This window comes from Paenibacillus sp. FSL R7-0333 (assembly GCF_038000365.1).
Lineage (GTDB): Bacteria > Bacillota > Bacilli > Paenibacillales > Paenibacillaceae > Paenibacillus_AQ > Paenibacillus_AQ silagei.
This window is the reverse complement of record NZ_JBBOBZ010000001.1, coordinates 6286627-6301398: the sequence shown is the minus strand read 5'-3', so window position 1 is coordinate 6301398 and position 14772 is coordinate 6286627. Positions and strand designations below refer to the sequence as shown.

The following is a 14772-nucleotide window of genomic DNA, read 5'->3' as shown; positions in this document are numbered from 1 at the left end:
TAGGGCGCTTATTCTTGGAATTCTACTCTTAAACCTCTCGTAGAGAGACGATAAGGTCCACTCCGTCCGTTAAACCGCAAAAAGTGACGTTTTCCTGGGAATAGAGTCCCTCAGGTCCGTTAGGAGCACACTCGTCCAGCCGGTGTAGTTCCGTTTTTCGGAGCTTCCGGGATTTAAACCTATGCACAGAATTAAATCTGATGCTCTACTAGTGTCCGGCGGGGAGGGTGGCTATGGCGTCAACGAAGCTAGTATTTAACGAAGATGAAGTCCGGCGCCTGCAGACGAAGATCGGTCAGGTGAGCCAGGACACCAACAGGCTGTACCTTCAATTGAAGGGCCAGTCCAGCAGCTGGGGCGGTATTCCGATGGGCGATCATTTGGTCAAGGCCCAGGTCCTGATCAATGAATTAACCGTAGAAGCGGAGAAATTAGAGGATATTATCCGTGTCGCCCTAAGAGGCGTCTCGGAGCTGCAGGAAGAGAATAAGCGGCAGGCGGACAAGCTGACGGGGCAGTTTAATCTGTTGCTCGCGGCCTTCGGCAGCTTGGGGCTGCAACCAGCCGCCGGACGGGTCTCCATCCCCGAATTTGTGCAGCGAAGTACGACGAATCTCATCACTTCGATTGCTGCTCTATCGGGAAGAGATGAGCTGAGCAGGGACCCGGTGGTACAGCAGCTCAGGAAGGTCATTCAGACCTCCGGCCTGCTGACCGTAGAAAGTATCGCTGCACAAAGTAAGCTGAACGATATCTTCACGGCGCGCAATGAGATCGCCAAGGCACAGACGGCTTTCAGGGTGTATCAGGCGTTTGGAAATCAGGCGCAGATGGAGGCTGTCCACGCGCAGGCCGAAGAAGCCCGGCAGAAGCTGGCTTCTCTAGGCGTAGCCAAGATCTACTATGAACCCGGCAAGGATCTAAGCGCCCATCATAAGCAACCAGCGGTTACCGCCTGTGAGTATGATCCGTCAATTACGGCGGAGAAGGTTCCCTTGCTACATAACGAAGAATATTTACTGCTTTTGCGGCTGGCCATGGAGAAGACCGCCGCCGGAGCCTATGCGCGGAGTCAGCTTGCGGCGAAGCGGCAGGAAATTCAGACCGCAGCGGCTCTTAAGCAGGTTCAAGAGCAGATCGAAGCAGAGCGGCGGTTGAACAGCCCGCCGCTCACGCTGCCGGATGGCACGCCAATTACCGCAGACAACAAGGAAAATGAGACTACGTGGGACTTTTATCAGGCGAAAGTCTATGTGCCGAATGAATATCTCACCCCGATGTACACCAGTTATCTGGGGTGGCTGGAGGATACCTACGGGCTGACGAAATGGGAGAGTCGGGTTCGTCAGGCGGATACGGTGGTGCTGGCTTTTACCGAAGGTTTGGTGAAAGAGGTCGTCATGGGTGTAGCGGGCACGGCAACCTTTGCTTTCAAATTAGTTGTAGACCCGGTCAAAACCACCACAGAAATGAAGCAGCAAGCGCAATACCTCATCGAGCATCCGGAAGTGCTGGTAGAAGCAGCGAAGAAGGCGTATGATCAATTTGATGAGGGCACCCCGGAAGAGAAGGCGAAGATGCTGGGTGCGGTCGCTTCCATCCTGGTTCCTGGACTCCAGGTCACGAAAGCCGGTAAAGTGGGTAAAGTCCTGGGCGAGGTTGAAGAGGTCGTCAGCCAAGCGGCGAAGGATGCCCTGCAAGGGATTAGGCAGAAGCTCCCGGATCTGGGTCCGGTGGTGCAGACGCCGGAAGGGTTTGTGTTTAAGATAGGAGAGATCCCAGATACGCCAGCCTTGCCGAAGACGCCGGTGCAGCAGCGGTATATGGATGCGGTGGATGGTGGGGGGATAAAGACAGGAAGATTAGAATTATCAGATATTACAGAAGAATTAATGTTGACGAAGCCCAAATACGCTAGAATTCCAGAGAAATGGTATGCTAAAGGCGGGCATGTTTCTATTGATTCAGAGGGAGTTTGGACTTACACTAACAAAACGGGAATTTCAATAAGTTATCCGAATGGTTTCCCCGATTTTTCTAAATACTATCATCCGAATGTAAAACCAGTAAAGATTGAGTATACTCAACCCAAAAATTATCCAAAGGATTATGAGGCGGCAAATATAGAGGCAGGGCTTAGTAAATCTTCAAATCCATCAGTGCCAGAGAAAAACAAGCCACCAGAAGGATATACTTGGCATCATTATGAGGATGGAAAGACAATGGTACTGGTTGAAAAAGATATACACGACGAATTTAAACATATGGGCGGACAGTCTATTGTAAATGGAACCGGAGGAGATTGAAGTGGAGATAAAAGGTAACAATGAAGCTTTGACAGAAGCTAGGCTTCAAGGCTTTGAAGGGTTAATTGAAGCCGAGCTTCCTCAACCCTATCGAAAGTTTTTGCTGAAATACAATGGGGGATATCCAAGACCCTATTACTTTACTATTTCTGAAGAACAAGGAATGGGTATGGTGAATATTTTCTATGGTATTGGTGAAATGTATGATAATTTAGAAAAGAAAATTGATATCTTTGACGAAATTATAGATATAGGTTTTCTTCCAATTGCAGATGATTCAGGTGGGAACCAAATCTGCATAAGCTTGTCTGAAGAGCATTTTGGGAATGTTTATTTTTGGATTCATGACGAAGATCCGGAAAATATGTCCAACATGTACTTTCTTGCTACAGATTTTGAGGACTTTCTAGAGAAACTATACAATGATACTGAGGAATAATCAGAGTATTATTCTTCGATTATAATCAATGATATAAACAGGTTAATTGTGGTCGAATCTCCACTATGATTGACCTGTTTTTGCTACCTATGCCCATTCTTCAGGTTGAAGTTGTAAACATGGCATGATTGGCATTTACTATAGAGTATACGGCTGTGGCCGATGATATAGATTGCAGGAGGCGCGCGGATCATATGGGGAAAAGACAGGGATCGCTGTTGAAGACGGCGGTTGGACTTATGCTTGTGTTTGCTGCTTTACCGCCTGCGACGTATTGGGGATACGAGCATGCGTATGCTGCATCGGAATCGGCGGTGGTGCAGACCACGCAAGGGATGACGCAGAAGCTGGCCGGAGCGATGAGTAACCGCAGAGAGACGATTACCTTCACTTATCAGGGCAAGACCGCCAAGCTGAAGAGTGAGATCCAGACGGCAATCAATCAGGCGATGGGGAGCGATCCGTACCTGTATTATATTATTGACAGCTATGCCTTCTCCTACCGCGGAAGCACGCGGGCTGTTCATGTGACGGTTCAGGTGGAATACCGGGAGACGCTGCAGCAGACGGCCTATGTGAACAAGCAGGTGAAGGCTATTCTGCAGCAGATCATAACACCGGGGATGAACAATCACCAGAAGGTAAAAGCGATCCACGACTGGGTTGTGCTGAATCTGGAATACGATCACTCGCACCGCAAATACACCGCTTATGAGGGACTTCAGACCGGGAGTGCGGTCTGCCAGGGCTATACGCTGCTAACCTATAAGCTGCTGCTGGGGGCGGGGATTCCGAACAGAATTGTGGAAGGGACGGCCAGGGCGGCAGATGGTGTGACCCAGTCGCATGCCTGGAATCTGGTGCTCTTGAACGGGGCGTGGTATCATCTCGACACCACCTGGGATGACCCGGACCCGAGTCCGGAGGGCGGAATCAGCACGCTCTATTATATGAGGACGGATGCCCAGATGCGGCTTGACCACACTTGGACGAAGTCCTATCCGGCGGCCTCCACCAGTTATGCCCAGACCTTGACTAAGCTGGTCAATCAAGGGGGGCAGGGGGTGGAGGCATACAAGACGCTGCAGAAGGACCTGAACTACTGGCTGTACGAGGAGAATCAGGTGGTTTCGTCGGCGGAACAGCTTAAGGAGCTTGCGAAGCAGGCGGCAGAGGCCGGACAGCAGTCGCTGCTCTTCCGCTATCGCGGAAGCGACAAACTGCTGAGGCAGGATCTGCAGGTGCTCTACGGGCTGGGACTGAATAACCTGGCCTTCAACAGTTCGCCGTTTGAGAATACAGGAGATCTTAAGGTATATGTGACCTGGAAATAAAATAGTGTCAGCTACCCCGGCGAACCAGCCAGAGTGCACTTCAGGCCTTGGTCTCCAGGAATTGAATGGTCTGAAGCTTGTTTGTTGAAGGATTGAAGCGGACCATCACGACTACGCCGAATTCCCGGCCCGCCTTGCTGCGGACCAGCAGCTTGAACTTCTCTTCTGCAAGCTTCGGCTTGATCTGGGTCCGGCCGATGTGCTTGTAATCGATGATCTCGGCGTTGTATTTCTGCTGCGTCTCCTTCACGGCAATGGTGCCCCACCGGGCATAGTCAGGTGCAGCGGAGCTCCGGCTTAACGGGCTGCTCAGGACCAGGGCTAACGTCAACAAGGCTACTGTCCATATTTTTTTCATAAAGGCCTCCTTGAGCTGGAATTACAGGTTAGCGTCCCCCGGCACCCGTGTCTTTATACGACTCCCTAGAGCACAGCTCCGGGTTTTAGTATTTTCCGTACCCGTTCTCACAGGTAATATTCATTTCGAGAAGCTTGTAAAGAGACTGCTTGGAAGCCTCCAGGTTTTTTTGCGCCGCTTCAATTTCCGTAATTTTGTCAGTGATGATCCGTTTTTGGTCCTCTTTCGATATTCCCTGCTTGGAGATCATCGATTTAATATCGTGGATTGAGAATCCAACAGCTAAGCTATTCTTTATGACTTCAAGATACGGAATAATCTCAGGGGCATAATTCCGGTAATTATTTTCTTCTCTGAGGATGTACTCCTCCGTAATCAGGCCTATTTTCTCATAGTAGCGCAGGGTTGATATCGGAAGGTCAGCTCTTTTGGCAACTTCACTGGTTTTCATGGCAATCCCCCCATTTATTGTTCTTGCTATGAAGTATACTTTATAGTTTACAATTCTCCTAGTGATGATACGTTCACGTTCATCCGTACCATTCCTATATAAAAGGAGGGAAATGTACATGAGCACAATGATGGGGAAATACCATAAAACCAATGATTTCAATGAAATTGTCCTGGAACGCCGTTCCGTGAAGGTCTATGATCCTGAGGTGAAAATCAGCAGAGAGGAACTGACAGAGATTCTGGCGGAAGCTTCCCGCGCCCCCTCTGCGATTAACATGCAGCCGTGGCGTTTCCTGGTCATTGACAGCGTTGAAGGCAAAGCGAAGCTGGCACCGCTGGCCGCCTTCAACCAGACCCAGGCGCTCACCTCCTCGGCTGTGATTGCGGTATTTTATGATACGGACAACGTTGAATATATAGACGAAATTTTCGGCAAGGCTGTAGAACTCGGGTACATGCCCCGCGAGGTAATGGACATGCAGCTGCAGCAGGTCAAGCCTTATTATGCGAACATTTCCGCGTCCGAATTGCGGGATGTCAATCTGATTGACTCGGGGCTTGTAGCGATGCAGTTAATGCTGGTGGCCCGCGCCCACGGATACGATACCAATCCGATGGCCGGCTATGACAAGGAGCATATTGCAGAAGCTTTTGGCCTGGACAAAGAACGGTTCCAGCCGGTCATGCTGATCTCGATCGGCAAAGCCGCCAAAGAAGGGTATCCATCCTACCGTCTGCCAGTCGAGACGATTACAACCTGGGCATAAACAGCAGTAGCAGGGGGTCATCAGGAATAGAAGCAAACTTAAGCTACCGATACTCAAAAGACCGGTTTTGGCCCGTTGCTGCGGGAACAAAACCGGTCTTTTGCTGAAACGGTACCGTCCTTTAGAAGGACGGCAATGCCGTTTCCACTTATGCTGTATGCTGCAATGAATCAGTCTGCGTGGGTGCTCAGATCACACTTCTCCAGCGGGATAAGGCTGCTCTTGCGGAACCAGCCATAGCCCAGCCAGATCAGCAGGAACAGCGGCACGCTGACATAGGAGACCAGAATGCCGTACCAGTCGATCTTCGCACCGGTGAAAGCGCCCATGTTCTGGCCGAATACGGCGACCATACACAGAGCAAAGGCAAACAGCGGACCGAACGGGAACCATCTTGCCCGGTAAGGCAGCTCCTCCAGCGAATGGCCCTGCTTCACGAAGGCCCGCCGGAACCGGTAATGGCAGACGGCAATCCCGAGCCAGTTGATGAAGCCGCACATCCCGGAAGCGTTAAGCAGCCAATTGTACACAGCGCCGTCTCCGAAGAAGGAGGCAAGGAAGGCGAGCATGCCGACAGCGGTAGTCACGAGCAATGCGCCTACAGGAACACCTCTGCGGTTCAGCTTGCCGAGTGCGCGCGGTGCCATTCCATCCTTGGCCATGGCGTACAGGACACGGGTGGAGGCGTACATCCCGGAGTTCCCGGCAGACAGCACGGAGCTGAGAATCACGGCATTCATGACCGAGGCGGCAATCGCCAGCCCTGCTTTGTTGAAGACGATGGTGAACGGGCTGACGCCGATATCATCAATACCGCCGCGGAGCAGATCGGGATTCGTATAAGGAATCAGCATACCGATGACGGCAATGGCGAAAATATAGAAGATCAGGATGCGCCAGAACACCTGGCGGATCGCGATCGGCACGTTGCGGCGCGGATTCTCGCTCTCTCCGGCGGCTACGCCGACCAGCTCTGTTCCCTGGAAGGAGAACCCGGCGGCCATGAAGACCCCGACGAAGGCGAAGAATCCGCCATGGAACGAGCTGCCTCCGAGCTGGAAGTTGCTGAAGCCCACCGCCTTGCCGCCTAGAATCCCGAAGATCATCAGGACGCCGACCGTCAGGAAGACGATCACCGTAATAATCTTGATAATGGCGAACCAGTATTCCGACTCGCCGTACCCCCGCGCAGACAGGAAGTTCAGGCCGAACATGAGCGCCAGGAAGAGCAGACTCCACAGGAACGAAGGGCTGTCCGGGAACCAATACTTAATGATAACGGTGGCTGCTGAGAGTTCAGCTGCAATGGTTACTGCCCAGTTGTACCAGAAGTTCCAGCCGATAGCGAAGCCGAAGGCGGGGCTGACGAACCGTGTACCGTAGGTGCTGAAGGAACCGGAATCGGGCAGATAGGTGGCCAGCTCCCCAAGGCTGGTCATCAGAAAATAGACCATAATGCCGACGGCCGTGTAGGCGAGCAGTGCTCCGCCCGGACCGGAGGACGCGATGGCCCCGCCGCTGGCGAGGAACAATCCGGTTCCGATCGAGCCGCCGAGGGCGATCATGGTCAGATGTCTTGCTTTGAAGGATTTGCGCAGGCCCGGCGTATTGGCGTTGCCCGCCTGTACTGCCGGCCGTTTAGGCTGCTGTGCTTGCATGAATAAGACACTCCCTTTAGATTGATAGTTCTGTTCACAGGGGGAGTGCCGCTGCCTGCATATGCCGGTGTCTTCTTCCCGGCATGCTGCACGCAAAAAAACCGCAGACGGACGCTGCGGTTTCCTGATTATAGGCTCCGCATCATACTCCCTGTTAAGATAGCGCAACACAGTGCAGCTCCCGCAGTCTCCTGACAGGCGGCAATACACAGTGACAGTTCCGCGCCTTTCGGCAAACGGCCCCAATCGTAGCTGCGGACTAAGAGCAGCAGCTGCGATTTCGGCGGATATTCCTTTGGGCGCGTATCACTGATGGCTCTTAGGCATCTCCACGCGCTTACTCTTCTTATCCGCGACCTCTACCTCATCCTAGGTATGATGAGGCTATCTTTGAACGATATGAACAACAGGAATCAGTATAAGGCATACCGGCTTCTCAGGCAATGACAAATTACGCAGGTTCACGTCAGCTCCGCCGGCGCTCTGACATCTGCTGCCAGACAGTGCCCGCCGCTTCCTCGCCGGACAGAATCCGCTCCAGCGCCATCTTGGCCTGGAGACCTACCTCGAATTCTGGGTCTTCGGCAGCAACGCTCAGCGCGTCCTGGGCCTCGGCGGTTCCGACTTCATAGAGGAAGCGTGCCGCCCGCCAGCGCACCAGCTTGCTGGCATCACTCAGCGACGCCGTCATCACCGGCGTCGCTGCCGGGTCGCCGATGTCGGAGAGCGTGTCCCCGGCTGTGCGCCGCACGGCCGGGGCGCTGTCCTTCATCGCCTCATAGAGCAGCTCCATCGCACCTGGCGTGCGGATGTCGCCCAGGTACACGACCGCAAGTCTGCGAATCTGCAGCTTGGGGTCGTGCAGCGCCGCCCGCAGCTCCGGCAGGAGCTGCTCGCCCGGCGCCAGATCCTCCAGCGCGGCGTAGCGCACGCGCCAATCCTCGGCGTGCAGGTCCCGCAGCAGCTCGGCCTGCTCTTTCTTGTGCCGCTGCTCGACGAACTCGCCGGCAGCCCCGTGCGCGATGGCCTGCTGCACGAGGGAGTCGAGGCGTTCCTGCGGATACGCCGCCTCCAGCTCCTGCTCGACCTCGCGGGCAATCTCCGGCGGCTCGCCGTAGCGTACGCCGTAATCGCTGAGCTTGCGCTCCTTGATCATCACGGCGCTGGCCACATCGGTCACCGCCTGGGTGAAGCGGCTGGAGAGGGCGATGCGCTCCTCCTTCGCGCCGGTCTTGACGCGGATCTGGATCGGGATGCCGCGGAACATCTGCACGAACACCTGGGACTCCCCGAAGTGGGCGCCGTCATTCTCATCGCCGAGACTGTATTCCGCGCTGAGGCCGTCCGCTCCGAAGCGGTTCTGGACCTCGCGCAGAATTGCAGCCCAGTCCGCGCTGCCTTTGCGCTCCAGCGCGGCGAAGTCAGCGGCATGATAAATACTGGTCACGCCTGGAATCTCCAGCATCTCCTGCGCCCAGGAAGGGGCGGAGCGCCGGGTCTCCGGGGTATAGGTCCGGCGGATACCGGGTGCAAGGCTTTCATCGAGATGAAGCTTCATGGTATTTGGACTCGGTGTCGGTTCAATAAATGTAATCTTCATATGTCAGCTCCTCTTCTAAGTAGCATAAGCACCGTTTGCTTTACCCGCATTTTACCTCATTTAAGCAAGTGAATACAAAGGGGGCCGGAAGTCCGGACGTTTCCCGTCCGGCCATTTGGGTACAATTTGTAATGAGCGTCCCGCAGGCCCTGTAATTTTGCAAATGATTCTGCGGAACCCTATAGTTAAGATATGTGGTTTGCCGCCGGCAACAGAAATGGCAAATCTGCTATAAGGAGTGGTTCTTGCTATGGCCAGAGTACGTTATAACAACATCGACAATGTAAGCACCGATAAAACACTTAAGGAATTCCGCCAATGGCGTGAGGACCGCCGCAAGAAAAAGAAGGATTACACCTACAAAGTGCCGAATCATCCGCCGCGGCTCGACTATCTGGCCGGGAACCGGCTGGAGACGACAATTACGTGGATCGGGCATTCTACCTTTTTTCTGCAATACGAAGGGCTTAATATTATCACCGACCCGATCTGGGCGCGGCGGCTGGGCTTCGAGAAACGGATCGGGCAGCCGGGCATTCCGCTTGCGGATATCCCGCCCATCGATCTGATTCTGATCTCTCATTCCCACTATGATCACCTGCATATCGCGTCCATCCGCAAGCTATACCGGGCAGGAACAACCCTTGTGGTGCCTGCCGGACTTAAGCGCAAAATGCTCCGCAAGGGCTTCCCGAACTGTCAGGAAATGCAGTGGTGGGATGAGATTTCACTGGGCGCCGTCAAGCTGACGTTTGTCCCGACTCAGCACTGGACGCGGAGAACGCCGTTCGATACGAATTCCTCGCACTGGGGCGGTTATGTGCTTCAGCCGGCAGACCCGCAGAAGCACCCGGAGGGGGAGGAGGGTAAGGCGCAGCATAAGCTGCTTCCGCCGAACCTCTATTTTGCCGGAGACAGCGGCTTCTTCCTGGGCTTCAAGGAGATCGGCAGACGCTTCAAGCTGCATGTTGCGCTGATGCCGATTGGCGCTTATGAACCTGAATGGTTCATGAACTCCCAACATGTGAATCCCGAGGAGGCCGTGCAGGCCTTCCTTGATGTAGGCGCCGAGCTGATGATTCCGATGCACTTCGGCACCTTCAGGCTGGCCGATGATACCGCCCGCGAAGCGCTGGACCGGATGGAGCAGGCGAGGGTGGCGCAGGGGCTTGGCGAGGAGCGTATCCGTACCCTCGGGTACGGGGAGACGCTGGTCGTGCAGCCCGAGGAACGCCCGGCAGGGCAATAGCCCGTAGAAGGCTTGTTTTAAACACTTCTACTTAAATAAGAGCCGTAATAAGGGCCATTTTGCTTGATTTTATGCTATAATGAGCCGGAACCTATGTGAAAAGGATGGTAATGCTTAATGATTAGCACAAGCGGTATAACACTCCGCTACGGAAAACGCGCACTATTTGAGGATGTAAACATAAAATTCACACCCGGCAACTGCTACGGTCTGATTGGCGCGAACGGCGCCGGCAAATCGACCTTCCTAAAGATTCTGTCCGGAGAGATCGAAGCGAACATCGGCGATGTGCACATCACACCCGGTGAACGTCTGGCCGTACTGAAACAGAACCATTTCGAGTATGACGAGTTCCAGGTGCTGGAGACCGTAATCATGGGTCATACCCGCCTGTATGAAATTATGAAGGAAAAGGACGCCCTGTACGCAAAGAGCGACTTCACCGAAGCGGACGGACTTCGTGCCGGTGAGCTGGAAGGCGAATTCGCGGAGCTGAACGGCTGGGACGCCGAGCCTGACGCAGCCGCCATGCTGATCGGTCTTGGCATCATGCGTGAGATGCATGACAAGAAAATGGCCGAACTCAGCGGCAACGAGAAGGTGCGGGTCCTGCTGGCCCAGGCCCTGTTCGGACGTCCGAACAACCTGCTGCTCGATGAGCCTACCAACCATTTGGATCTTGAATCGATTGGCTGGCTGGAGAATTTCCTTATGGACTACGAAGGCACCGTTATCGTGGTATCCCATGACCGTCACTTCCTGAACAAGGTCTGTACGCATATTGCGGATATCGATTTCGGCAAAATCCAGATGTATGTCGGCAACTACGACTTCTGGTATGAGTCCAGCCAATTGGCCCAGGCGCTGCAGCGCGATGCCAACAAGAAGAAGGAAGACAAGATGAAGGAGCTGCAAGCCTTCATTCAGCGCTTCTCGGCGAACGCCTCGAAATCGAAGCAGGCGACTTCCCGTAAGAAGCAGCTCGAGAAGATTACCCTGGATGACATCCGTCCGTCCAACCGTAAATATCCGTTCCTGAACTTCAAGCCGGAGCGTGAAGCCGGCAAGCAGCTGCTTACGATCAGCGGCCTGACCAAGGCAGTGGACGGTGAGAAGGTGCTGGATGAAGTCAGCTTTGTAGTCAACAAGGGGGATAAGATCGCTTTTGTAGGACCGTATTCCCAGCCTAAATCCCTGCTGTTCGATGTCATTATGGGCGAGAAGGAAGCAGATGCGGGCGAGTACACTTGGGGAGTGACCACAACCCAGGCTTATTTCCCTAAGGATAACTCCAGCTACTTCGACGGGGTGAACATGAACCTGGTCGAATGGCTGCGGCAATACTCCAAAGATCAGGATGAGACCTTCCTGCGCGGCTTCCTGGGCCGGATGCTGTTCGCCGGGGAAGAAGCACTGAAGAAGGCAAGCGTATTGTCCGGAGGCGAGAAGGTCCGCTGTATGCTGGCCAAGATGATGCTGAACGGAGCCAACGTGCTGGTATTCGATGAGCCTACCAATCACTTGGACCTGGAATCGATCACCGCGCTCAATAACGGCCTGATCGACTTTGACGGCACGATCCTGTTCACCTCCCATGACCATCAGTTCATCCAGACGATTGCCAACCGCATTATCGAGATTACTCCGGCTGGAATCATTGACCGTACGATGAGCTATGACGAGTATCTGGAGAACCCGGAGATCAAGGAAATGCGTGCCCGGATGTATCCTGTAGAGGCTTAAGAACTAGATATAGGCAGAATGAACAGTTATGAGTTCATATACAAACGGCTGCGTCGTCCCCGGAGGGATTACGCAGCCGTTTATGTTCACCATATACAACAACCTAGAAGTCTAGGAACCGCCAGTCCGGCGGCGTTGATTGTTAGGCTTCTTGTTATTCTGGCTTTTCAGCGGCTTCGCGGAGCCGGCCTGGAAGGTTGAACCCGGTTTTCCTGAAGCATGCTGTTTCTTCTGCTCCAGCTTCTGGCGGATCGCATCAGCCAAATTAATTTTTGGTTTCTCATTGTTCTCGCTCATTATGTTACCCCCTTAGGCAGCAAGTCCTTATTCCTTATTCTAATTGTTTTTAAATGCTGCTACAAGGGCAAGAATAACTCAAAGAAAGTTTTCCTGTAATTATGCGGCAAAGGATGGGAGGGGCGGCAGAAATGACCGATATTTATGAGGATATACGCAAGGGTGAAAAGGGTGCGATGGTCAGCATTGCTGCTTATCTGGTTCTGTCTGCCTTCAAGCTGATCTGCGGCTACTTGTTCGCTTCCAGTGCGCTCCTGGCGGACGGATTCAACAATTTAACCGATATTGTGGCCTCGCTGGCGGTGCTGATCGGGCTGCGCATCTCGCGGAAGCCGCCGGATTCCGATCACACCTACGGGCATTTCCGGGCCGAGACGATTGCGGCGCTGATGGCCTCTTTTATTATGGCGCTGGTGGGCATTCAGGTTATTGTGGAGGCGGTGCGCTCGCTGTTCGAGGGGGAGAAGGCCACGCCGCAGCTCTGGTCTGCCGGTGTTGCGCTGGTGTGTGCGGTAGCGATGATGGGGGTATATATATATAACAAGCGTCTGGCCGAGCGAATTAATAACCATGCTCTGATGGCTGCTGCCAAGGATAATTTCTCGGATGCTATCGTAAGCGTAGGTGCAGCTGTAGGGATTGTAGGGGCACAGTTCGGACTGCCGTGGATCGATTCCGCGGCTGCCATCGGAGTCGGCTTGCTGATTATCAAGACCGCCTGGGATATTTTCCGCGATTCCACGTACCGGCTGACGGACGGCTTTGACGAAGATAAGCTGCTGGACCTGCGCAGCACCATTGCCCGGACACCGGGCGTAGAGGGCATCAAGGATCTGAAGGCCCGTGTACACGGAAATCATGTGCTGGTGGATGTAGTCGTAGAGGTGAATGCCCGCATGACAGTCATGGAAGGGCATGAGATCAGCGACTCGATTGAAGAACGGATGACCAAGCTGCACAACATCATGCATGTGCAAGTTCACGTGGAGCCCAAGGACTAACATTCCATGATTTCTCCTAGTTAACTGTAATTTCCACCAAATCCAAGGAGAAATCGCGACTATAGACCTGTATGTTACCATAAGATGGAAAGGTTTTTTGTGAAATTTGGAGCATGTTCCAAATCCCGGGCCAGCCTATAATGAGGGCAGAAAGCAACAAACGTAGCGCGCGCCGTTGTTGATTTTCTTAATACGCTAAGCGGGGGAACGCTATGATCGTATCACGCAAGAAAATTACAGCATCGTTATGGGTTTCCGCATCATTGGCATTATCCTTGGGAGTGTTCAGTCCCGGGCAGGCTTTCGCTGCAGCCGATTCTTCGATTACAACGCTTGCGGCGTCCGCTGGACAGACAGGCATTATTGAAGCTTCGGTCCGGCTGCGTACAGATCCGTCTACCAGCAGCACGGTACTGAAATATCTGAATAAAGGCGACCAGGTAGTTATTCTGGAAGCTACGAACAGCTACTGGTACAAAGTAAGAACGGCAGAGGGATTTGTGGGGTATATGAGCTCGGGGGATTCCTATATCCGGGTAGGTACAGCTTCCGCACCTGCGTCCCGGACAGCGGTGATTCAGGCCACGGTCCGTGTAAGAGAGACCCCTGCAACCAGCGGGCAAGTGGTTGGATATCTCTATAAGAATGACCAGGTAACCATTCTTGAAGAGACCAACAGCTATTGGTACAAAATAAGAACGGCAAACGGGACGGTGGGTTATACAAGCTCATCCGATCAATATATTACAGCGGGTGCTTCATCGCCGCCTGCTCCAGTCACTCCAGCTCCAACACCGGCACCTGTTCAGACACCGGTGCCTGCACCTGTTCCAACACCAGCTCCGGCACCTGTACCTACAGCCGGGCAGACTGCTGTGATTGAACGAGTGATATCAGCGGGCATGGGCTATCTGGGAACACCATATGAATACGGCTCTGACCGCAATAATACAAGTACCTTCGATTGCTCTGATTTCATCCGCCAGATCTTCATGGATGCAGCGAACTTGAAGCTGCCTGCCGATTCCCGGCAGCAAGGGGACTGGGTGAAGCAGAACAGTGGTGCAGTTACGGATGTATCCGGCTTGAAGCGGGGCGATTTGATGTTCTTCATGGATTATAAAGGAACTTCTCCCTCTGCTTATGCCGGAATCAACAAATCTACGGCAAGAATTACGCATGTCGCCATGTATTTGGGTGACGGGAAGCTGCTGCATACCTATTCAGTAAGCTCCGGCGGTGTAAGAGTGGATAATCTTAGCGCTTCTTGGATGAACCGTTTCCTGTACGGAGGCTCGGTCATCCGCTAATATATACAGCTAGGACAGCAAGAAGCGACAGGCAATACAAGTTTGTGACGGGTGAACTACAAGCGGATGTATGGCGGGGTTATCCCTTCAGTAGAATCTTCTACTGAAGGGATAACCCTTTTTATATGCTTTTGTGGGGGATTTAGCATCCATTAGACGCAAAAAAAGGCCGTTTGGATTGGCGTCCACGTGCCTTGTTAGGTACATCCGTTGAGTCATAGCTGCAACATATGAGTGGAGCAGCTATGACTCCTATA

General features: G+C 53.3%; 13 protein-coding genes and 1 riboswitch. Of the genes, 8 read left to right on the top strand and 5 right to left on the bottom strand.

The genetic code is table 11. From position 1 onward, the window contains the following. Nucleotides 1-233 precede the first annotated feature (233 nt). From MKY86_RS26750 to MKY86_RS26740, 3 genes are all read left to right on the top strand, one after another. Complete coding sequence (locus tag MKY86_RS26750) at nucleotides 234-2306, top strand: HNH endonuclease (protein WP_340827598.1); 2073 nt, start codon at nucleotides 234-236, stop codon at nucleotides 2304-2306. 1 nt (nucleotide 2307) lies between these two features. Next, on the top strand, nucleotides 2308-2745 hold the full coding sequence (locus MKY86_RS26745) for an SMI1/KNR4 family protein (RefSeq protein ID WP_083685347.1): 438 nt from the start codon (nucleotides 2308-2310) through the stop codon (nucleotides 2743-2745). A 194-nt stretch (nucleotides 2746-2939) separates the two neighbouring features. Further along, nucleotides 2940-4079: a transglutaminase domain-containing protein gene (locus MKY86_RS26740; protein ID WP_076080421.1), complete on the top strand. Its 1140-nt coding sequence runs from the start codon at nucleotides 2940-2942 to the stop codon at nucleotides 4077-4079. Nucleotides 4080-4119: 40 nt separating this feature from the next. On the opposite strand, the gene MKY86_RS26735 is transcribed toward MKY86_RS26740, so the two are convergent. Beyond that, a complete protein-coding gene (locus tag MKY86_RS26735; RefSeq protein WP_076080423.1) occupies nucleotides 4120-4437 on the bottom strand; it encodes a DUF3889 domain-containing protein in 318 nt (105 codons plus the stop codon). Nucleotides 4438-4522: 85 nt separating this feature from the next. Beyond that, complete coding sequence (locus MKY86_RS26730) at nucleotides 4523-4888, bottom strand: MerR family transcriptional regulator (protein WP_076080425.1); 366 nt, start codon at nucleotides 4886-4888, stop codon at nucleotides 4523-4525. A gap of 118 nt (nucleotides 4889-5006) precedes the next feature. On the opposite strand from MKY86_RS26730, the gene MKY86_RS26725 reads away from it, so the two are divergent. Next, complete coding sequence (locus MKY86_RS26725; protein WP_143803776.1) at nucleotides 5007-5657, top strand: nitroreductase family protein; 651 nt, start codon at nucleotides 5007-5009, stop codon at nucleotides 5655-5657. 170 nt (nucleotides 5658-5827) lie between these two features. On the opposite strand, the gene MKY86_RS26720 is transcribed toward MKY86_RS26725, so the two are convergent. Both MKY86_RS26720 and MKY86_RS26715 read right to left on the bottom strand, forming a co-directional pair. After that, on the bottom strand, nucleotides 5828-7315 hold the full coding sequence (locus MKY86_RS26720; RefSeq protein ID WP_076080427.1) for an amino acid permease: 1488 nt from the start codon (nucleotides 7313-7315) through the stop codon (nucleotides 5828-5830). 152 nt (nucleotides 7316-7467) lie between these two features. Then, nucleotides 7468-7685, bottom strand: a riboswitch (Lysine riboswitch). A gap of 96 nt (nucleotides 7686-7781) precedes the next feature. After that, nucleotides 7782-8915 carry a virulence factor gene (locus tag MKY86_RS26715; protein WP_076080429.1) on the bottom strand — a complete coding sequence of 378 codons (1134 nt, stop codon included), beginning with the start codon at nucleotides 8913-8915 and terminating at the stop codon, nucleotides 7782-7784. A gap of 250 nt (nucleotides 8916-9165) precedes the next feature. On the opposite strand from MKY86_RS26715, the gene MKY86_RS26710 reads away from it, so the two are divergent. Both MKY86_RS26710 and MKY86_RS26705 read left to right on the top strand, forming a co-directional pair. Continuing rightward, on the top strand, nucleotides 9166-10164 hold the full coding sequence (locus MKY86_RS26710) for an MBL fold metallo-hydrolase (protein WP_076080431.1): 999 nt from the start codon (nucleotides 9166-9168) through the stop codon (nucleotides 10162-10164). A 117-nt stretch (nucleotides 10165-10281) separates the two neighbouring features. Beyond that, nucleotides 10282-11907, top strand: a complete 1626-nt coding sequence (locus tag MKY86_RS26705; RefSeq protein ID WP_076080434.1) for an ABC-F family ATP-binding cassette domain-containing protein — start codon at nucleotides 10282-10284, stop codon at nucleotides 11905-11907. Between the two features lie 111 nt (nucleotides 11908-12018). Here the strand turns inward: MKY86_RS26705 and MKY86_RS26700 are convergent, their stop codons facing one another. Then, the gene (locus tag MKY86_RS26700) at nucleotides 12019-12204 is read right to left on the bottom strand and encodes a hypothetical protein (RefSeq protein ID WP_036694961.1); all 186 of its coding nucleotides are present in this window, start codon (nucleotides 12202-12204) and stop codon (nucleotides 12019-12021) included. 131 nt (nucleotides 12205-12335) lie between these two features. Between MKY86_RS26700 and MKY86_RS26695 the strand changes: the two genes are divergently transcribed. Further along, a complete protein-coding gene (locus MKY86_RS26695) occupies nucleotides 12336-13205 on the top strand; it encodes a cation diffusion facilitator family transporter (RefSeq protein WP_076080437.1) in 870 nt (289 codons plus the stop codon). Between the two features lie 212 nt (nucleotides 13206-13417). Next, a complete protein-coding gene (locus MKY86_RS26690) occupies nucleotides 13418-14515 on the top strand; it encodes a C40 family peptidase (RefSeq protein ID WP_076080439.1) in 1098 nt (365 codons plus the stop codon). Nucleotides 14516-14772 lie beyond the last annotated feature (257 nt).

Coding starts and splice junctions, on each gene's coding strand:
- MKY86_RS26750 (WP_340827598.1), top strand. CDS start 234: ATGGCGTCAACGAAGCTAGTATTTAACGAAGATGAAGTCCGGCGCCTG.
- MKY86_RS26740 (WP_076080421.1), top strand. CDS start 2,940: ATGGGGAAAAGACAGGGATCGCTGTTGAAGACGGCGGTTGGACTTATG.
- MKY86_RS26735 (WP_076080423.1), bottom strand. CDS start 4,437: ATGAAAAAAATATGGACAGTAGCCTTGTTGACGTTAGCCCTGGTCCTG.
- MKY86_RS26730 (WP_076080425.1), bottom strand. CDS start 4,888: ATGAAAACCAGTGAAGTTGCCAAAAGAGCTGACCTTCCGATATCAACC.
- MKY86_RS26725 (WP_143803776.1), top strand. CDS start 5,007: ATGAGCACAATGATGGGGAAATACCATAAAACCAATGATTTCAATGAA.
- MKY86_RS26720 (WP_076080427.1), bottom strand. CDS start 7,315: ATGCAAGCACAGCAGCCTAAACGGCCGGCAGTACAGGCGGGCAACGCC.
- MKY86_RS26715 (WP_076080429.1), bottom strand. CDS start 8,915: ATGAAGATTACATTTATTGAACCGACACCGAGTCCAAATACCATGAAG.
- MKY86_RS26710 (WP_076080431.1), top strand. CDS start 9,166: ATGGCCAGAGTACGTTATAACAACATCGACAATGTAAGCACCGATAAA.
- MKY86_RS26705 (WP_076080434.1), top strand. CDS start 10,282: ATGATTAGCACAAGCGGTATAACACTCCGCTACGGAAAACGCGCACTA.
- MKY86_RS26700 (WP_036694961.1), bottom strand. CDS start 12,204: ATGAGCGAGAACAATGAGAAACCAAAAATTAATTTGGCTGATGCGATC.
- MKY86_RS26695 (WP_076080437.1), top strand. CDS start 12,336: ATGACCGATATTTATGAGGATATACGCAAGGGTGAAAAGGGTGCGATG.
- MKY86_RS26690 (WP_076080439.1), top strand. CDS start 13,418: ATGATCGTATCACGCAAGAAAATTACAGCATCGTTATGGGTTTCCGCA.